Raw genomic sequence first — 19567 nt, forward strand, 5'->3', positions numbered from 1 at the left:
AATTATTCACTCTCCAGCGCAAATGCTGCAGCTGGATCAATCAGTCTTTGCCATAACTTGCAAACGGTCATTCGGGTATCGTGCCAGTCGCTTGCAGACACTTGCATGGATTGATTTGCAAGGGCTAAGCGGTGGCTCTCTGCGCGTTCACGGAGATAAGCTTGAATCAGAGCAGTCGCATCGTTGCTGGATAAGCAACCTGTCTTTGCGGCATCCTCAAGGATTCGTACATTGTCGGAGTAATGGGCGAGATCTTTATTCGTCCCACTCCACGCTAACACCGCATACTGTGCCATAAATTCGATATCAACGATACCACCTGCATCCTGTTTTAAATGAAAAATTCCATCTTTTTTTTGCTCATTTGATGAACCGAGATGGTCTTTCATCTTCTGGCGCATTTTCAGCACTTCGGCACGCACATGCGCCTGTTCACGCGGCTGGGTCAAAATCCGGCAGCGTAGCTGTTCAAACTTGTCCCGAAGGCAGCGTTCACCGGCAATACTGCGCGCGCGTACCAGCGCCTGATGCTCCCACAGCCAGGCACTTTTTAGCTGATAATGCTCAAAGGCTTTCAGGCTGGTGACCAGTAATCCTGCTTCCCCAGACGGACGTAACCGGGTATCGACTTCATAAACGCGGCCATCTAAAGTCTGAGTGGTCATCAATGACACAAACTTTTGCCCCACCCGCATCGCAAACTCAAAACCGCTGATGGGTTTGAGCCCGTCGGTATCGGCCTGCTCATCCATATAATGAATAAAGACCAGATCCAGATCTGAGCCATAACCGAGTTCAATCCCGCCTACCTTGCCATAACCAATCACGGTAAAAGCCATATGATCCAGCGTACAGCGCTGGCCTTCAGCATCCAGCGGGAAGCCATGCTTTTTCGCGGTAATCTGATAAGCCAGATGCAAGGCAGCATTGACTGACACTTCAGCAATATCGGTGAGCGCATCAGAGACTTTCATCAGCGGACTTTCGGCCAGTACATCACTGGCTGCCACTGCCAGTACATTGGATTTTTTAAACAGGCGCAGTACCCGCATCTGGTCTTCGACCTGATCGACCTCAATCCGCAGCAATTGCTGACGCAAGGAATCTTCCAGATCCTGACGTTTCGGCAATTCAAAATCCATCGACAGAAATTCATCTAGCAACACCGGATAATGGGTCAGCTCTTCACAAATCCATGGACTGACGGTGGCCATTTTTACCAGACGTTGCAATGCGCCTTTGCTTTCAATCAGCATCACCAGATACACGGTACGGCGCATTACCGATTCCACCAGCGGCATCAGTCGCACCAGCGCGACTTGTGGCATATCTGACTGCAACACCGCTTCAACCAGATGCGGCCAGAAGGTTTTCAGACGCTGCACCGCTTTGGCCGGTAATTTTTTCAGCGCATGTCCATACCAGAATTCATGCACCAGATTTTTAGCCTGATCATCCAGCACCTCATTCAGGCGCTGTTCCAACTGGCTAAAGCTTTCGACCAGCGGGTCTGGTTCTTTTTCTTTAATTAAATGCTCAAACTGGTAGATAACCTTGGCACGCTTTTCATCCAGAAAAGCCATAAAATCCGGCCAGCTCGCAAAGCCTAAAGTACTAATCAAACGCTGACGCAATTCTGGCTCGGTCGGTAAGGACTGGGTTTGCTGGTCATTCAGCGCCTGAATCGCATGTTCAACCCGGCGCAGAAATAAATAGGCATCTTCCAGTTCGGCCACAGCTTTGCTGTCCAGCAATTCAGCTTCATCCAGATGATTCAGGCTGACCAGACATTGCCGGTCTTGTAGCTCCAGCTTGGACCCGCCATAAATCAACTGAAACACCTGCACAATAAATTCGACTTCACGAATTCCGCCAGCACCAAGTTTAATATCATCTTCCAGATGACGGCGCTGCACTTCGCGCTCAATCATGGCCTTCATTTCACGCATGGCTTCAAAGGCGGTGTAATCGACATATTTGCGGAATACGAACGGCCGGGTCATCTCCAGCAGTTCATCCCCTTCTTTGCCTCCGGTGACAATGCGTGCCTTGATCCAGGCATAGCGTTCCCATTCACGGCCGTGCTGGCTTAAATATTTTTCCAGCGCCACATGGCTAATCGCTAGGGCCGAACCATCGCCCCAGGGACGCAGGCGCATATCGACCCGGAACACAAAGCCATCGGCGGTGATATGGTCGAGCAGATAAATCAGTTTCTGTCCCCATAAAATACAGAACTGCTGCACATCAATACATTTACGGCCGTTGGTTTCGCCCTGCTCATCGAAGGCAAAAATCAGGTCAATATCGCTGGATAAATTCAGTTCCTGCGCACCATGTTTACCCATGGCAATTACGATCAAGTCCTGCACCTTGCCATTATAGCCTACCGGCTCGCCATGCTTGGCCACCAAGGGAGCCCGGGCAAAATCTTTTGCTGCTGTTACACAGACATCAGCAAAATCGGACAGTTCACGGGTCAGGGTGACCACATCGGTTAACTGGTTGGCATCTTGCCAGATCCAGCGAAACATCAGCCGGGCACGTAAAATCCGCAGACTACGCATCCACTCGGCTTCATCCTGAATATCCTGCAAGGTTATTTGCACGGTGTGCTGAATCTGCTGGGTGCTTAAAGGGGTTAAAAACCGGTCAACTGCATAATCTTGTTCTAAGAGGGGTTGGTGCTTGGCCAATACCTGTTCTGCATATTGACTGGCACCTAAGGTTTTGCGCAATTGTTCCGTATTCATTCACACACCCAAAGCTGACTATTTTTTCTAGTTATATCAGGAGTCTGGCTAGAGGGGAAAAGAAAATTGCGTTTTCTACATTTTTACTTTTTCGAACTGTATATCTTCCGGCATTAAAGCCTGATGCGCGCTGGTGGCCTGCGGCAAGGTCACAATAAAGGTGGTTCCTTCGCCTTCATTGGATTCCACCACAATTTCGCCTTTGTTCAGGTCGACAAAACGTTTACACAATACTAAGCCCAGACCAGTACCTTTTTCACCGGCTGTACCTTTGCTACTGGCTGTAACCGCTGCCTGGAACAGCTGTTCCATTTGCGACTGGCTCATGCCCAGACCAGTATCCTGAATATAGATGTGTACGCCATCATCTGCCTGTTCGGCGCGTAAAGTCACCTTGCCGGTACCATCTATCGGGGTGAATTTCAGCGCATTCGACACCAGGTTCTGGATAACCGAAGTAATCATATTAATGTCGGCATAGACTTTAATATCATCATCAATCTGGTTAATCAGCTGAATATTCTTTTTCACCGCCAGACTGTTCAGCACATCGCAGACAATTTTCGATGACTGTTGCAGCTTGAAGTTAATTGGATGATAGATAAAGCGGCCGCCCTCTGCCATGGCCCAATTCAACAGGCTTTCCAGCAGGTTATAGGTCGATTGCGCAGTATCATATAAATAGTCGGCAATATTCTGCACACTGGAATCATCTAGCGTTTCGCGTTCTTGTGCCAGAACTTCGGAAAAACCGAGCAAGCCATGAAACGGCGCTCTTAAGTCATGCGCAATAATCTGGAAAAATTTGGTTTTACTGAAATTCAGCGCGGCCTGCTGCTCATACATTTCTTTTAGCTCGGCATGGTCGGCTTTTAACTCCAGATAATTCACCAAATTGGTGGCCAGATCACTGAGAATTTCAATCGCCTGCAGCGAAAAAGGCTGCTCGTTCTGGTCGAAAAACAGGATCTGTCCAATAGAGCGACCATCGGACATTTTCAGATCAAAGGCCATAAAGCGTTTTGCTTCTACACCTAAAGAGCTAATACGCTCAACCAGTTGTATATAGTGAGGATGCTCGGTATGAATGCAGTCCTGACCATCAAACAGTTCGACAATCTGGATATGATCGGGTGCAATAAAGGCTTTAAAACAGTCCTGATGGGCATACCATAAATAGGGTTCGCCCTCGAAGGCCAGTGCGGAACGCTCTACCCCTAAAATTTTACGGGCAGATGATAAAAAACGCTCAATCTGATTGGTGGCAGTAAATACCCCCAATAACAGAGACAACCTGCATGCACTCAGCTGTTCAGTTTCTGAACCTATTTCAAGCAACTGCAACTTCATATCTGCTCATCCGAGATCCATTCTTATAGAATATTTAGGCCATTTTTAAAGCCGATTGCTCAGCCCGGTTAACAAACTTTAACAGAGAATATAACACCAAACCCAAAAGAATAAACCAAACTCCTTCATTAATTTGTAACCTGAAAAAATTTTAAAAAAAGGTATGTTTTCATTACATTTATTAAATAAATTCACTACTTTTTGTTTATCTCTTTTTAAACAGCAAGCTATTAACTGATTTTGGTTAAAAATAAATTGGCACATTTTATACACTTTTTTCAGTGTTATGATAGGTATGATTTCTGTAAATTCATCGGATTTTTAAGGGAATTTCCGGGTCAATTTTCACCGGATAATGGGTTTACCCCGTTACTTTAGTTTTACATCTTCTGTTCATGTTTTTGGACGATAATATATCCGCCTGATCAGTGAATCATCATCACATGATCAATCTGTCTTATTGGTATTGAAAAAATCAGGTTAATCATTCAAATCTAATACGCAGATGTGCTGGATGGAATGATCGAGTTTGAAGGAAAAAAGGCGGCTCTTTGAGTGTTTTTCTTCCCCAAACAGGCAAGTGTGGATTCAAATCAGGCACAAATATCACGAATTAAAATGCATCATTTTTCAGCGAAATGTCGTTATCACGGATATTACGTTGACTGAAAAGGCTTGAGGGTCGATACTCTCAAGGTTTTACTTAAGCAAACCGGTTCGCAGGGGCTGATTCATCACTTTCACCCCCTCAAAACTCAATCAACGCAAGGGGCTATATATGGCTGGTGGAAAGTCAACCATCATTTACACACTGACTGACGAGGCGCCATTACTGGCGACTTATTCGCTGCTGCCGATTATTGAGACCTTTACTAAGCCGGCCGGCGTAGAGATCGTTAAAAGTGACATCTCCGTGGCCGCACGCGTGCTCGCAGAATTTTCTGACTACCTCACCGACGAGCAAAAGGTCACTGACAACCTCGCAGAGCTAGGTCGTCTTACACAAGATCCAGATACGAACATCATCAAACTTCCAAACATCAGTGCTTCTGTTGCTCAGTTGACTGCATGTATCAAAGAACTTCAGTCTAAAGGCTATGCGGTTCCTGATTACCCTGAAAACCCGACCACTGAGGAAGAAAAGGCAATCAAGACCCGTTATGGCAAATGCCTGGGCTCTGCAGTAAACCCGGTATTACGTGAAGGTAACTCTGACCGTCGCGCACCAACTGCAGTAAAGAACTACGCGAAGAAAAACCCGCACTCAATGAGCGAGTGGAAACAGTGGTCACAAACTCACGTTTCTCACATGGACGAAGGCGACTTCTACCATGGCGAAAAGTCCATGACTTTAGACCGCGCGCGTAACGTGAAAATGGAACTGATCACCAAGTCAGGTGAAACCATTGTTCTGAAGCCAAAAGTTGCGCTGCAAGACGGTGAAATCATCGACTCGATGTTCATGAGCAAAAAAGCGCTTTGCGACTTCTATGAAAAAGAATTGGATGACTGTAAAGAAGCCGGCATCCTGTTCTCTTTACACGTAAAAGCGACCATGATGAAAGTTTCACACCCGATCGTATTCGGTCACTGTGTGAAAATTTACTACAAAGATGCTTTCGAAAAACATGGCAAACTGTTCGACGAGTTAGGCATTAATGTCAATAATGGTATGGCCGGTCTTTACGAGAAGATCGAAACCCTGCCAACTTCTTTACGTGAAGAAATCATCGAAGACCTGCACGCGTGTCAAGAACACCGTCCTGCACTGGCGATGGTGGATTCTGCAAAAGGCATCACTAACTTCCACTCTCCGAACGACGTAATTGTTGACGCATCTATGCCAGCAATGATCCGTTCTGGCGGTAAAATGTGGGGTGCTGACGGCAAGCCTTACGACTGTAAAGCAGTAATGCCAGAATCGACTTTCGCGCGTATTTACCAGGAAATGATCAACTTCTGTAAATGGAATGGTAACTTCGACCCACGTACCATGGGTACTGTGCCTAACGTTGGTCTGATGGCGCAAAAAGCGGAAGAATACGGTTCACACGACAAGACTTTCGAAATTCCTGAAGCGGGTGTTGCCAACATCACGGATCTGGAAACAGGTGAAGTGTTGATGTCTCAAAACGTGGAAGAAGGCGACATCTGGCGTATGTGTCAGGTGAAAGACGCACCAATCCGCGACTGGGTGAAACTGGCTGTTACACGTGCACGTAACTCTGGTATGCCAGCCATCTTCTGGTTAGACCCGTACCGTCCACACGAAAATGAACTGATCAAGAAAGTACAAAAATACCTGAAAGATCACGATACAGACGGTTTAGACATCCAGATCATGTCACAAGTCCGTGCAATGCGTTATACGCTTGAGCGCGTTGCTCGTGGCCTGGATACCATTTCTGTAACCGGTAACATCTTACGTGACTACCTGACTGACCTGTTCCCAATTATGGAACTAGGTACATCTGCGAAAATGCTGTCAATCGTACCGTTAATGGCTGGTGGCGGTATGTACGAAACAGGTGCCGGTGGTTCTGCACCAAAACACGTACAACAGCTAGTTGAAGAAAACCACTTACGTTGGGATTCTTTAGGTGAGTTCCTGGCACTGGCGGTATCTCTAGAAGAGCTTGGCATTAAAGAAGACAACGCGAAAGCGAAACTTCTGGCGAAGACTTTAGATGCTGCAACAGGCAAACTGCTGGACAACGACAAATCTCCATCACGTCGTACTGGCGAGCTGGACAACCGTGGCAGCCACTTCTACCTGGCAAAATTCTGGGCAGAAGAACTTGCTGCACAAGACGAAGATGCTGAACTGAAAGCGAAATTTGCTCCACTTGCACAAGCTTTAGCTGCAAATGAAGAGAAAATCGTGGCTGAACTTGCAGAAGTCCAAGGCAAATCAGTAGATATCGGCGGTTACTACGCGGTAGATCAAGCGAAAGTAAATGCCGTGATGCGTCCAAGCGAAACCTTGAATGCAACGCTGGCTTCATTACAAGCTTAAACTGGATTTGACTGACCTTTGTTAGTCAACTCATAAAAAAACCGGTGCTAAGGCGCCGGTTTTTTTATCTCACTACTCATTACAAGCTGAACCAATACCTATTTTCCCTCTTTAAATATTTCATGCGTACGTACGTGAACTCATTGGTATTCAATAACCTACAATAGAAATTACAATTTTAAATTATGCTTATTACTCGTTTTGAACAAGCACCTGTTATATGCAAAAAATTGAAATTAATATTGGCAAAAGCAAACAAGTATCTGTCACCATGGACTACGCAGAATATCTTCAACTAAAAGAGGACTCACATCAAACAGGGAAAACACATCGACAAATTTTCCTAGAGTCTTACCGGCTATGGAGGAAACTTAAAATATGCAATCAGGATTGATCAAAATACTCGATTAGTCATTTATTTTTTGATTGTAAATACAGTATCGAATAACAAAGCGATATGAGATAGCTATCCATAAATTTGAGGCAATAAAAAACCCCAAGTCTGAATATGCTTGGGGTTCTTTAAAATCTGTGGTCCCGAGGGTCGGACTCGAACCGACACGTCATCTCTGACAGCGGATTTTGAGTCCGCCGCGTCTACCAATTTCACCACCTCGGGAAGGTGTTGATGCGTATAATAAACTTTTTCACCCGCTTGTCAACGCTCGTCCCCCATATTTGTTTAAAAATAAATCAACCCGATTTTTTTTGTCTTATAATTAGGCAATTTCAGCGATAAAACCGAAAAACGCATATACTACGCCCAATCCTGTTATTGTTTTGCGCATTTATTTAACCATGCAACTTTCTGATTTTAATTTCGATCTCCCTGATGAACTGATTGCCCGTTACCCGCTGGAACAGCGCAGCGCCTCGCGTCTGCTGCATGTCAATGCCGAAGGTCAGTATCAAGACCATCAATTTACCGATATTGTCAATTTACTTGAAGCTGGCGACGTGCTGGTCTTAAATGACACCAAAGTCATGAAAGCCCGCCTGAAAGGTAAACGTGCTACCGGCGGCGCTGTGGAAGTGCTGGTTGAACGCATGCAAGATCAGTTTATTGCGCATTGCCATATTAAAGCCAGCAATTCACCAAAAGCCGGTGCTGAACTCTTCATTGGTCCAGATGAAGTAAAAGTCACGGTACAAGGCCGGCATGAGAACCTGTTTATTGTCGAGTTTTCCCAGCCTATTCTAGAAGTACTGGATCGCTACGGTGCCCTACCTATTCCACCCTACTTTAACCGTGAAGCAGAAGCGATTGATACCGAGCGCTATCAAACCGTATTTAATGATCCGACCAAACTGGCCAGTGTCGCTGCCCCGACTGCCAGCCTGCATTTTGATGCCGAACTGCTGGCCAAGCTTGAAGCCAAAGGCATTCAAAAAACCTTTGTAACCTTGCACGTCGGTGCTGGAACCTTCCTGCCGGTACGTACTACTGATATTGAAAACCATATCATGCACAGCGAATGGTGTGATGTACCAGCCGCCGCTGTGGAGATGATCCAGCAGGCCAAAGCACGTGGCAATAAAGTCATTTCAGTTGGCACCACGGCCACCCGTGCAGTCGAAAGTGCAGCACAGGCACACGGCGGCACACTGGCGGCCTGGACCGGTGATACTCAGATTTTCATTTATCCGGGCTATAAATTTAAAGTGGTAGACCGTCTAATCACCAACTTCCACCTGCCTGAATCAACCCTGCTGATGCTGGTGTCGGCCCTATCGAGTCGTGAAAATGTCATGCGGGCGTATCAACATGCTGTGGCTGAACGCTATCGTTTCTTTAGTTATGGCGATGCCATGCTGATTGATCAAGCTCAGTCTTAATTTTCAAACTGTAAAAGATATCGCCATGCCGCTCGATACCGTGAAACACTCCATTCATATTCGACGTAAGAAGAATCAGCGGGTATTTCGCAATATCGCTCGGTTATGGGATATAGGAAAAAAAGCGCAAAGCCATCAAGAAATTTTGGATGGTTTGCACCCTTGGCAAGATGACATCACCCTCAAGTTTGAAAATGTTTTGCCTATTTTGCTTGGTATTATAGGGGTGTTGTTCTGCTTATTGCTCTTGATTCAACCGAGCAATATTTGGCTGCAATTTTGTTTACTGATTGGTGTAGTCTGTATTTTTTGGGCATTTATTACCTATGAGCAAGACGACCCCATTGAAGAAGTTATCACTTTTTTAGAACAGGAAAGCATTGCGCAACGCTATCAACTGGCATGGCAGCAACCGCCGCAACATCTTTCCCGCACCTTACAACCCGTTTATTTGATTGCTCATTTAAAAAGTCTGTTTCCCTTATTTAATTTAGGGAATCTGTCTAATGAAATTCGCCGTTACGCCAGTACTGTTTGGCAAGATGAACAAGGCAAGCAGCATCAGGTTTTGGTGTTTGAATATCGCTATGTCAGCGAAACCCGCATTAAAGATCAAAATGGCAATGACTACAAAGTTCGTGAAGTCGTGCGCTATTTATCGGGCGTATTTGTCTTTGATGTGCAACTACAAGGTTTAGCAGTGACCTCAAACAATAAATCCTTTGGTGCGCCTTATCATGTGCCGTGGCATACCAGTGATATTTGTCTAAATCAAAAACTCAATTTTTTTGGTAGTGATGCAATTCAACTGGCGCGTACGCTCAGCCCTGCAATGGTGTTAAAACTAGATGATTTTTTTCAGCATCAACAAGGTGATTTGTTATTTCACCCTGAGCGTAACACGCTGTGTTTTTTAGGCAATCGCAACCTGTTTGAAATTTCCAGTAGAGCAAAAAATATTCAAGATATTTCCGCATTGCGTGGACACTTACGCACTTTTAAATTACCTTATTTAGAACAATTACAGACAGATCTGGTCGATTTTCTAGACTAAGAAAATCATCTTGGGGCAAAGCATGGGTATCGCAATTTTTCTTTTGGTTGTTATCATATTGGTGATTCTAGGTATCATGATTCGTAACAATATCGTACGCCACCACAACGCTACTATCCGCGCTTGGGCAGATGTGACAAGTTTTGAACGACAGAAATTAAAAACACTCGAAGAACTTGCGCCAGTGGTCGAACAATATGCAGGCATGGAAAAAGGTACTTTAGAAAAAGTGACTGAACTGCGTCAAAATATTATGAACCTAAACATCACCAATGCTGATGTTCATCAATTACAACGTGTTGAAGCCTTAAGCAAAGAATTGATGCGCAGCTTGAATGTGGTGGTCGAAAATTATCCTGAGTTAAAAGCCGATCAACTGTATTTAAAAATGATGCATGAAATTGATGAGCAGAATGAAAATGTCGGTGCTGCAATTACTATTTATAACCGCAATGTCGAACTATTTAATAATTATATTCAGGTCTTTCCTAACAACATGATCAATACGGCAACCACAGCCAAAAAACCAGTGCGCGCTTTTCGTGATAACAGTGCAGCGCAAAGTTTTGATTATCGTCCAAACTTTTAAGTTATTTTTGATAGGTCAATAAAACAGCAAGCACGAAGCTTGCTGTTTTTTTCAGATTTCAACTAAACACTTGACTGTGTCAGATACTGCACCTGATTACGCCCCTTATTTTTTGCCAAATACAATAATTCATCGGCTGAATGCAGAAAATCGACCACATTGTGATACTGCTGATTTTGATGATAGCTATTTGCGCCAATACTCACAGTGACTTGGGTGATTTCCCCCGTCTTGGTATGTGGAATTTCCAGTGCATATACTGCCTGCCTAAAGTTTTCAGCAAGTTGCACGGCATCTGCCAGCGGCGTTTCAGGCAATAGCACCACGAATTCTTCACCACCAAAGCGAGCCACAAAGTCAGATGCACGCGCAAAGTGTTGTTTAAGCAACTGCGCCACGCTAATCAAACAGTGATCACCCTGCAAATGCCCATAATTGTCGTTATAAGGCTTAAAATGGTCGATGTCGATAAACAGCATAGACAAGGCATGTTGATGACGTGAAGCTCGTTTAAATTCATTCTCTATACACTCGCTGAGCGCCTTTCGATTAGCAACCAAGGTCAGCGGGTCTTGTAAGCTCAAAGCCAGATTTTTACGACTCAATGCTTCGAGTTCCAACTCCATCTGTTTACGTGCAGAAATATCAAACATAAACCCGATAATCGCTACAGTTTCATCATTTTCACGAATCACATGCACCACATCACGAATCCAGACATAATCTCCTGTAGCGGTTAAGGCACGATAATCAGCTTCGTGGTCTGTACCTTGATCAGACAAACTCACACACATATTTACGGTCTTATCTCGATCTTCAGGATGCATCCGATCAATCCAATCTTGTGCAGTTTTCCAACTGTCTTGCGTCCAACCCAGTAAAAGCTCAATTTGTGGACCGATGTAGCTAAAAGCTTTGGTTTTCCAGTTAATCTGCCAGGGAATTGCATTCGTGGTTTCCAAAAGCGTTTTATAGAATTGGGCTTCTTTTAATGCACTGTTTATTTCACTCATAGCCCACCCTATGAATTTATTTTAATTACAATGTAACAACTTAAGTGAGCTTTGACTACAATTTGTTCTGTCTTATTGACATTTTCTTCTTCAGCTTTGACACAACCATGTAGTTGAGCAAAAATAAATAAAACTTACTCACAATATAAAATCAAAATAAAGTAAACCAATAAAGAAGAAATTACCCGCATATTCAGAAATTTACGCCATATAAGCACAATGAATTTGAGCAAAAGATTCACTCGTAATTTTTACCAAGGAAAACGTATCTCAACTGGTAATTCCGTGCATAATCTAGGAAAATAGTCCACTTTTAGCATGAACAATCAGCGAACTGTTTTTTCGCCTTGATTTGGAACATATATGAAGTTTGAGAAATTAGGTCAGTCGGGGCGCGCCCGTCGTGGTCGTTTAACTCTTGAACATGGTGTGGTGGAAACCCCTGTGTTTATGCCTGTCGGCACCTATGGCACCGTTAAGGGCATGCTCCCGCGTGATATTGAAGACATTCAAGCACAAATTATTTTAGGCAACACCTTCCATCTGTATTTGCGTCCGGGTCTGGATGTCATTAAAGAACATGGTGGCCTGCACGAATTCATGAAATGGGACAAGCCGATTCTGACCGATTCTGGCGGTTTCCAGGTCTTTAGTCTGGGTGCCATGCGCAAGATTAAAGAAGAAGGCGTTACTTTCCGTTCACCGATTGACGGCTCCAAAGTATTCCTTTCTCCAGAAATTTCCATGGAAATCCAGAAGGTTCTGAACTCAGACATCGTCATGATTTTTGATGAATGTACGCCGTATCCAGCGACCCATGAAGAAGCACAGAAATCTTTACAGCTGTCGTTACGCTGGGCCAAACGCTGTAAAGAACATCATCACAATGTCCTTGCAAATAAAAATGCCCTGTTCGGGATTATTCAGGGCGGGATGTATGAAGATTTACGTGATGAGTCTTTAAATGGTCTGCTAGAAGTCGGTTTTGATGGTTATGCCATTGGCGGTCTGTCAGTCGGTGAACCAAAAGAAGAAATGATCAAGGTACTGGATTATCTGCCGAACAAAATGCCGGAAGATAAACCACGTTACCTGATGGGTGTCGGCAAACCGGAAGATATCGTGGAAGGGATTCGCCGCGGTGTCGATATGTTTGACTGCGTAATGCCAACCCGTAATGCCCGTAATGGTCATTATTTCGTGACCGATGGTCTGGTACGGATTCGTAACAGTAAATACCGTCATGACCAGAGCCCGCTCGATCCGCACTGTGACTGCTATACCTGCAAGAACTTTACCCGCGCCTACCTGTTCCATCTGGAAAAATGCGGCGAGATGCTCGGTTCAATGCTCGGTACCATCCATAACCTGCGCTATTACCAACGCTTTACCCAAGATATCCGTAATGCCTTGGACAATGGCACTTTTGATGACTTTGTACAGGACTTTTACGCCCGTCGCGGTCTGGATGTGCCGCCTTGTCCGCAAGATTAATCTTTTCAGTATTTGCGCTGAAGAAAAAGACAGGGTAAATTGCAGAACAAGTCAATTTATTATCAATGTTATTGATTCCAGTTTTTAGTTTAGGAAAATGAAATGAGCCTTTTTATTTCTACTGCTCACGCAGCAGGTGAAGCTGCACAACAACCAAGCATGGTTGCTAACCTTTTGATGATTGCAGTATTTATTGCAATTTTCTACTTCCTGATTTGGCGCCCGCAATCAAAACGTGCCAAAGAACACCGCGCCCTGATCGACAGCCTGGGCGTAGGCAGCGAAGTGGTGTTTGCTGGTGGCCTGATGGGTAAAATCACCAAACTTGAAGGTGATTTTGCAGTGGTTGAACTGAACCGCGGCGTAGAAGTAAAAATTCAGCGTGCCAGTGTGATTTCAGTTCTGCCTGAAGGCACATTAAACAACCTTTAATCAAAAATTAGTCGTGCGCCCGCACGACTTTTTCATTTTAAGAAGAAAATTAAATGCGTTACCCAGCATGGAAATATCTACTCATCCTTGTGGTTCTGGTGGTGAGTACATTATATGCCCTGCCAAGTTTGTATCCAGATGAACCTGCGGTTCAGATTTCTGGGGCCAAAGCCGGTACCCAAATTGACCAAAGCATCGTACAAAAAGCAGAGCAAATTCTAAAATCAGAAAATATTGCCAGCCATGACAACAGCTTTACCAATAACGCAGCCCTGTTGCGTCTGGACTCAAGCGAAGCACAGCTTAAAGCCAAAGATGCATTACGTCAGGGCTTGGGTGATGATTATGTCGTGGCCCTCAACCTGGCGCCAACCACTCCTGAATGGCTACAGAAAATTGGCGCCAAGCCAATGAAACTGGGTCTGGACTTGCGTGGTGGTGTTCACTTCCTGCTGGAAGTGGATATGGACAAGGCCATCAGCCAGCGCATGGAAACCTCTGCGACTGACCTGCGTCGCCAACTGCGCGACAACAAGCTGAAATTCAACAGCCTGTCTTTGAATAACAACACCATTACCGTGCAGTTCGCCAACAATGATGACCGCTCAGCCGTAATGGACTTCTTGCGCCGTAACGGCAACGAGTTTAACCAGCAGGCACTGGCCACCACAGATGGTGCCATGTTGCGCCTGACCTATACCGACACGCGCAAGCAGGAAATTGAATCCTATGCCGTGAACCAGAACTTGACCACGCTACGTAACCGTATTAACGAGTTAGGTGTGGCCGAAGCGCTGGTCCAAACCCAAGGCAGCAACCGTATTGTGGTGGAATTGCCGGGTGTACAGGATACCGCTGAAGCCAAGCGTGTTCTGGGTCGTACTGCGAACCTGGAATTCCGTCTGGTCTCTGATCTGAATGATCAGCATATTGACCCGTATACCGGTCAGCTCAGCAGCCAGACCTTACCACCGGGCACTGAAGCCTTTGCCTTTGAATCGCTCGACAGTGGCCGTCAGTTGCTGCTGAACCGTAGCCGTATTTTAACCGGTGAGCGCGTACAGAATGCATCGAGTGGCTTTAGTCAGGATACTGGCGGTGCCGAGGTAAATATTACCCTCGACTCTGCAGGCGGTAAGCTGATGGCAGACGCGACCCGTAATGCGGTCGGTAAACGTATGGCGGTTCTGTTCATTGAGAACAAGCAGCGCATCAGCTATGTGACCGATCCGGAAACCGGCGTCCAGACTGAAGTGCGTACCCCATATACAGAATCTGTAGTGATCAACGCCGCGACCATTCAGGCAGTGTTGGGTTCACAGTTCCGGATTACCGGTCTGGATTCACCGCAAGAAGCGGCTGAACTGGCATTAATGCTACGTGCCGGTGCCCTGGCTGCGCCAATGTACTTCGTTGAAGAACGTGTGATTGGTCCTAGTCTGGGTCAGGAAAATATCGACAAGGGCGTAACCTCGACCCAGATCGGTTTTATTCTGGTTGCGATCTGGATGGTGGTGTTCTTCCGTCTGTTTGGTGTGATTGCCAACTTCGCGCTGGTGTTTAACCTGGCGATGATCCTGACAGTGATGTCATGGATTGGTGCTTCTTTAACCTTACCGGGTATTGCCGGTATCGTGATTACCATTGGTATGGCGGTCGATGCCAACGTCCTGATCTGTGAGCGAATACGGGAAGAAATCAAATGGGGAGCCTCACCAAAACAGGCCATTGTAGCCGGTTATGACCGGGCCTATAACACCATTTTCGACTCGAACTTAACCACCTTCCTGGTGGCGTTTATTCTGTTCGCAATTGGTACCGGCCCGATTAAAGGCTTCGCCGTGACCTTAATGATTGGTATTGTCTGCTCGATGTTTACGGCCATTACCGTAACCCGTGCGATTGTACAGATCATTTATGGCAAACGCCGTAACCTGAAAAAGTTGAGCATTTAAGGAGATCGATGATGACTGAGAATACTCAACTGAATCCGAAAAAATACGGCCGTCCGGATGATGAGCGCGTCATTCCGTTTATGAAGATTGCGTTGCCGGCGGCATTGCTTTCGATCATTTTAACCGCGGCCAGCATCTTCTTTATTGCCACCAAAGGCTTAAATCTGGGTCTGGACTTTACCGGCGGTATTGCCGCAGAGCTGAACTACAGCAATCCGGTGAAAGCCAGCGATGTCTCTTCTGCCCTGACGCAGGCCGGTTTCCGTGATCCGGTGGTACAGACCCTGGGTTCTGAACGTGACCTGATGGTGCGTATGCCGGTGCAGGACGAGATTGAAGTCGAAGACCTGACCCAGACCATTACCGCAGCGGCACAATTGCCGGGCAACAGCGCCGATGTGACCAAGGTTGATGTGGTCGGCGGTCAGGTCGGTAACGAGCTGTATGTGCGTTCTGCAGGTGCCGTGGCACTGGCACTGATCCTGATGCTGATTTACGTCACCATCCGCTTCGAGTTTAAACTGGCGATGGGTGCGGTGCTGTCCCTGTTCCACGATATTATCGTGACTGTGGGTATTTTTGCGATGATGCAATGGCCGTTTGACCTGACCGTATTGGCAGCCCTGCTGGCAATTATCGGCTTCTCGCTCAACGATAACATTGTAGTCTCGGACCGTATTCGTGAAAACTTCCGTAAAATTCGTGGCGCTTCGCCGCTGGAAGTGGTCAATATTGCCTTAACCGAAACCTTACGTCGTACCATCCACACCTCGATGACGCTGTTACTGGTGGTGGTGGCGATGATGCTGATGGGTGGTGATGGCCTGAAATGGTTCTCGATTGCCATGTTTGTCGGTGTCTTTGTCGGAACCTATTCTTCGATTTATATTGGTACCGCCTTTGCACTGTGGCGTGGTCTGAACCGTCAAGACTTTATTGTGCAGGTGAAGCCGGAATTTGAAGAGGAAGAAATTCCTTAATTCTTTTCCTTTCTGTACCCATAAAAGCCCATCTCCGGATGGGCTTTTTTAATGGCGAATCAGTTGCAGCTTAGGAAACTGAAATCCCTTACAGGAACGTTCAGAACGCCAGGCCACGGTCAGCATACAACCACCAATCTTCAGATGCTGATAGGCAAACGTACCCAAGCCCTCATGATGGCAGAATCCACCCTGCTGATGCGGATGAACCCCGCTATTCAGCTGGTTCAGGCTCATGCGAATACCCAGCCCTGACGCTTTCAGAACAGCCTCCTTGGTGGTCCAGACCTTAAACCAGTAATCTGTCTCCTGGCCATAAGCCTGCCACAATTCCCATTCAGCCGGATGAAACATGTGCCTGGCCAGACTCTCAAAGCGCACCTTGCGATCCAGATCTTCAACATCCACCCCAACATCTTGAAGCTGCTCGCTATAGGCCAGTGCATAATGCTGACGGCTGTGACTATGATTCAGGGCCAACTGCGGATACGCAGGCAAAAACGGCTTGCCATACGCAGTACGGTCAAAATCTTCCGAGCAGATTGGCGCGTTTAAATAGGCCGATAGGCGCTGGTTACGAAAAGCATAAATGGCCTGCTTCTGCTGCTGGATGTACGCTTTACGCTCCAGCGCCGGCTGCTGCGGTGCAATCTGTGCCAGACGGGCCAATTCTAAAATGATCTGTGCGCTCATATGTGCACGCATTCCATGCATAAACAAAAACCAGCGATCAAGATCACTGTTTTTTTCAAAGATAAGAAAGAAAGTTTAATTGCCCTGTACCAAACGACGTGCGCTGATAATCCCCGGCTGCTGCTCCAAACGTGCCAGCAGACGTGACAGTTGCGCCAGCCCTTTGACTTCAATTAACAGCTTCATATTGGCAATACCATCATTTTCGGAAATGGTATTCACCTGACGAATATTAATCTGATCGGAGAAAATCACTTGGGTCAGGTCTTTCAACAGACCACGGCGATCATAGGCTTCCACCACAATCTGCACGCTTTGACCACGGGTTGGCTGCATTTCCCAGTCGGCTTCCACCGCACGTTCCGGCTCCTGGCTGATCATGCGTACATAATCCGGACAGGCCACCTTATGGATGCTGACACCGCGATTCAGGGTAATATAACCAGCAATGGATTCACCATGTACCGGCTGACAGCACTGGGCAATATGCAGCTCGACGTTATCCAGACCATCAATCAGAATGCCATGCGCCGACAAGGTATGGCTGGCACGCGGATTCAGGGTCGGTTTTAATACCAGTTCCGGTTCATCCTGATCCAGATGCATATGCCGGTTAACCTGGTTAATCAGCGCATGCAGGCTGATTTCACCATTGACCAGACCAATCAGAATGTCTTCACCGAGTTTGACATTAAAGTGATTGCAGTAATCATTCAGGTCGATACTTTTCGGGTGAATCGCCAGACGCGACAATTCCTTATTCAGAATATCACGGCCAATTTCCAGATTCTTGCTGCGGTCCTGCTGTCTGAACCAGTGGCGTAACTTGTCACGCGCCCGCGCAGTCTTGATATAACCAAGTGAGTTCACCAGCCAGTCACGGTTTGGTTCACGGTCTTTCTTGGTCAGAATTTCGACCTGTTCACCGGTTTTTAAGGTATAGGTCAGCGGCACATAACGCTGATTGACCCGCGCGGCATAACACTTGTTACCGACTTCGGTATGTACATGGTAGGCAAAGTCCAGCACGGTCGAGCCACGCGGTAATTCTTTAATATCCCCATCGCGGCTAAACACATAAATCTTTTCAAAATCTTCAAACTCTTGCAGCTGCTCGAAGTTTTCAGTTTCATCATCGGACTTATGCGCACTGGCATCATTACGTTCCTGATAATGTTCCAGCACCGCACGCAAAGAATGCAAACGATGATTGAAGGAATGATCGGTGGTTTTGCTGCCTTCTTTATAGTTAAAGTGCGAACACACGCCAAGTTCCGCTTCTTCATGCATTTCCATGGTACGGATTTGCACTTCCAGCGACTTGTTTTCAGCAATCACTGCAGTATGCAGCGAGCGATAACCATTGGCTTTCGGATTGGTAATGTAGTCATCAAACTGATGCGGAATATGCCGCCACAGCTGATGTACGATACCGAGCGAGTGATAACATTCCGGAATGGTTTTGACCAGTACCCGCACCGCACGAATGTCATAGAGCTGGTCGAAGCTCAGGTCTTTACTCTTCATTTTTCGATAAATCGAATAAATGTGTTTAACCCGGCCGGTAATTTCCGACTCAATGCCATGCGCCGCCAGTTCACTCTTGAGCTTATCAATTACAAACTGGATATATTGCTCACGTTCCAGCCGTTTTTCATTCAGTAAAGACGCAATTTCTTTATAACGGTCCGGCGCCAGATAACGGAAAGCCAGATCTTCCAGCTCCCATTTTAACTGGGCGATGCCCAGACGGTGCGCCAGCGGCGAGTAAATGGTCAGAATTTCACGCGCGACCCGTTCCTGACGCTCTTTGGACGCAGTGGTCAGTTCACGTAAGGCATAGGTACGCTCGGCCAGCTTGATCAGCACCACACGCACATCTTCAGTGACTGAAATCAGCATTTTATAAATGCCGGTCAGATGCTCGCGCTGGTTGTTATTGAAGTGATCTTCCAGCCGTTTATTCTTTTCAATCAGCTCGGACAGCTTACCCATCGACAGGGTACCTTTGACCAGGGTATGTACGCTGTCACCGAAATGCTCACGCACTTCTTCCAGGGTCATCACCCCTTCACGCACACTGCGGTACAGCATGGCAGCCGACAAGGTATCTTCATCGACATGCAAATGCGCCAGAATATCGGCCATTTCAATTCCGGTATACAAGGTATTGGACCGGTGCTTGACTGTCGTTTCCAGCTCTTTTTGTAACGTATAGGTGGCAACTTCTTCGAGTTTTGCTAATGCTGCCCCATCTAAGATGTCACGAACCCGGTCCAGCCATTCTGCCAGATCCTGTCGTGCTTGCTCGGCATGTTCTACAGTCGTTTCCTCAGACAATTCGTTTAATCGTCCAGGAAGTTGTTCACGTACTGTGACCATACCCTACTCCTACCTCTATA

13 protein-coding genes and 1 tRNA gene are annotated in these 19567 nt (G+C 46.3%); 8 read left to right on the forward strand and 6 right to left on the reverse strand.

From position 1 onward, the window contains the following. Nucleotides 1–2: 2 nt before the first annotated feature. Nucleotides 3–2753 (reverse strand): bifunctional [glutamate--ammonia ligase]-adenylyl-L-tyrosine phosphorylase/[glutamate--ammonia-ligase] adenylyltransferase, encoded by a 2751-nt coding sequence (glnE, locus tag GA693_RS09475; protein ID WP_160240996.1) that lies wholly within the window; start codon nucleotides 2751–2753, stop codon nucleotides 3–5. 75 nt (nucleotides 2754–2828) lie between these two features. After that, the gene (locus tag GA693_RS09480; protein WP_160240995.1) at nucleotides 2829–4103 is read right to left on the reverse strand and encodes a GAF domain-containing sensor histidine kinase; all 1275 of its coding nucleotides are present in this window, start codon (nucleotides 4101–4103) and stop codon (nucleotides 2829–2831) included. 778 nt (nucleotides 4104–4881) lie between these two features. Between GA693_RS09480 and GA693_RS09485 the strand changes: the two genes are divergently transcribed. Then, nucleotides 4882–7119, forward strand: a complete 2238-nt coding sequence (locus GA693_RS09485; protein ID WP_005180056.1) for an NADP-dependent isocitrate dehydrogenase — start codon at nucleotides 4882–4884, stop codon at nucleotides 7117–7119. 532 nt (nucleotides 7120–7651) lie between these two features. On the opposite strand, the gene GA693_RS09490 is transcribed toward GA693_RS09485, so the two are convergent. Further along, a tRNA-Leu gene (locus GA693_RS09490) sits at nucleotides 7652–7738 on the reverse strand. 179 nt (nucleotides 7739–7917) lie between these two features. On the opposite strand from GA693_RS09490, the gene queA reads away from it, so the two are divergent. The 3 genes from queA to GA693_RS09505 are packed head-to-tail and all read left to right on the forward strand — an operon-like array spanning nucleotide 7918 to nucleotide 10598. After that, a complete protein-coding gene (queA, locus tag GA693_RS09495; protein ID WP_160240994.1) occupies nucleotides 7918–8955 on the forward strand; it encodes a tRNA preQ1(34) S-adenosylmethionine ribosyltransferase-isomerase QueA in 1038 nt (345 codons plus the stop codon). Between the two features lie 25 nt (nucleotides 8956–8980). Beyond that, a complete protein-coding gene (locus tag GA693_RS09500) occupies nucleotides 8981–10009 on the forward strand; it encodes a hypothetical protein (RefSeq protein WP_160240993.1) in 1029 nt (342 codons plus the stop codon). Nucleotides 10010–10031: 22 nt separating this feature from the next. Beyond that, a complete protein-coding gene (locus GA693_RS09505) occupies nucleotides 10032–10598 on the forward strand; it encodes a LemA family protein (protein WP_075174849.1) in 567 nt (188 codons plus the stop codon). Between the two features lie 62 nt (nucleotides 10599–10660). Here the strand turns inward: GA693_RS09505 and GA693_RS09510 are convergent, their stop codons facing one another. Beyond that, nucleotides 10661–11611, reverse strand: a complete 951-nt coding sequence (locus GA693_RS09510; RefSeq protein WP_160240992.1) for a sensor domain-containing diguanylate cyclase — start codon at nucleotides 11609–11611, stop codon at nucleotides 10661–10663. Between the two features lie 363 nt (nucleotides 11612–11974). Between GA693_RS09510 and tgt the strand changes: the two genes are divergently transcribed. The 4 genes from tgt to secF all read left to right on the forward strand — a co-directional run bounded on the left by tgt (nucleotide 11975) and on the right by secF (nucleotide 16472). Further along, nucleotides 11975–13105, forward strand: coding sequence for a tRNA guanosine(34) transglycosylase Tgt (gene tgt, locus GA693_RS09515; RefSeq protein WP_160240991.1), 1131 nt, complete (start codon nucleotides 11975–11977; stop codon nucleotides 13103–13105). Nucleotides 13106–13207: 102 nt separating this feature from the next. Further along, nucleotides 13208–13537, forward strand: coding sequence for a preprotein translocase subunit YajC (yajC, locus tag GA693_RS09520; protein WP_005180065.1), 330 nt, complete (start codon nucleotides 13208–13210; stop codon nucleotides 13535–13537). A gap of 53 nt (nucleotides 13538–13590) precedes the next feature. Then, complete coding sequence (secD, locus tag GA693_RS09525) at nucleotides 13591–15492, forward strand: protein translocase subunit SecD (protein WP_016658621.1); 1902 nt, start codon at nucleotides 13591–13593, stop codon at nucleotides 15490–15492. Nucleotides 15493–15500: 8 nt separating this feature from the next. Beyond that, nucleotides 15501–16472, forward strand: a complete 972-nt coding sequence (gene secF / locus GA693_RS09530; RefSeq protein ID WP_171502396.1) for a protein translocase subunit SecF — start codon at nucleotides 15501–15503, stop codon at nucleotides 16470–16472. A 48-nt stretch (nucleotides 16473–16520) separates the two neighbouring features. Here the strand turns inward: secF and GA693_RS09535 are convergent, their stop codons facing one another. Together GA693_RS09535 and GA693_RS09540 are read right to left on the reverse strand one after the other, a co-directional pair. Then, on the reverse strand, nucleotides 16521–17165 hold the full coding sequence (locus GA693_RS09535) for a 4'-phosphopantetheinyl transferase family protein (RefSeq protein ID WP_034597905.1): 645 nt from the start codon (nucleotides 17163–17165) through the stop codon (nucleotides 16521–16523). 75 nt (nucleotides 17166–17240) lie between these two features. Next, the gene (locus tag GA693_RS09540; protein WP_045796610.1) at nucleotides 17241–19547 is read right to left on the reverse strand and encodes a RelA/SpoT family protein; all 2307 of its coding nucleotides are present in this window, start codon (nucleotides 19545–19547) and stop codon (nucleotides 17241–17243) included. Nucleotides 19548–19567 lie beyond the last annotated feature (20 nt).

It is taken from the genome of Acinetobacter indicus, from assembly GCF_009914475.1.
Lineage (GTDB): Bacteria > Pseudomonadota > Gammaproteobacteria > Pseudomonadales > Moraxellaceae > Acinetobacter > Acinetobacter indicus.

Bases quoted from the DNA above. Each gene is read 5' to 3' on its own strand.
- glnE (WP_160240996.1), bottom strand. From the start codon at position 2,753: ATGAATACGGAACAATTGCGCAAAACCTTAGGTGCCAGTCAATATGCA.
- GA693_RS09480 (WP_160240995.1), bottom strand. From the start codon at position 4,103: ATGAAGTTGCAGTTGCTTGAAATAGGTTCAGAAACTGAACAGCTGAGT.
- GA693_RS09485 (WP_005180056.1), top strand. From the start codon at position 4,882: ATGGCTGGTGGAAAGTCAACCATCATTTACACACTGACTGACGAGGCG.
- queA (WP_160240994.1), top strand. From the start codon at position 7,918: ATGCAACTTTCTGATTTTAATTTCGATCTCCCTGATGAACTGATTGCC.
- GA693_RS09500 (WP_160240993.1), top strand. From the start codon at position 8,981: ATGCCGCTCGATACCGTGAAACACTCCATTCATATTCGACGTAAGAAG.
- GA693_RS09505 (WP_075174849.1), top strand. From the start codon at position 10,032: ATGGGTATCGCAATTTTTCTTTTGGTTGTTATCATATTGGTGATTCTA.
- GA693_RS09510 (WP_160240992.1), bottom strand. From the start codon at position 11,611: ATGAGTGAAATAAACAGTGCATTAAAAGAAGCCCAATTCTATAAAACG.
- tgt (WP_160240991.1), top strand. From the start codon at position 11,975: ATGAAGTTTGAGAAATTAGGTCAGTCGGGGCGCGCCCGTCGTGGTCGT.
- yajC (WP_005180065.1), top strand. From the start codon at position 13,208: ATGAGCCTTTTTATTTCTACTGCTCACGCAGCAGGTGAAGCTGCACAA.
- secD (WP_016658621.1), top strand. From the start codon at position 13,591: ATGCGTTACCCAGCATGGAAATATCTACTCATCCTTGTGGTTCTGGTG.
- secF (WP_171502396.1), top strand. From the start codon at position 15,501: ATGATGACTGAGAATACTCAACTGAATCCGAAAAAATACGGCCGTCCG.
- GA693_RS09535 (WP_034597905.1), bottom strand. From the start codon at position 17,165: ATGAGCGCACAGATCATTTTAGAATTGGCCCGTCTGGCACAGATTGCA.
- GA693_RS09540 (WP_045796610.1), bottom strand. From the start codon at position 19,547: ATGGTCACAGTACGTGAACAACTTCCTGGACGATTAAACGAATTGTCT.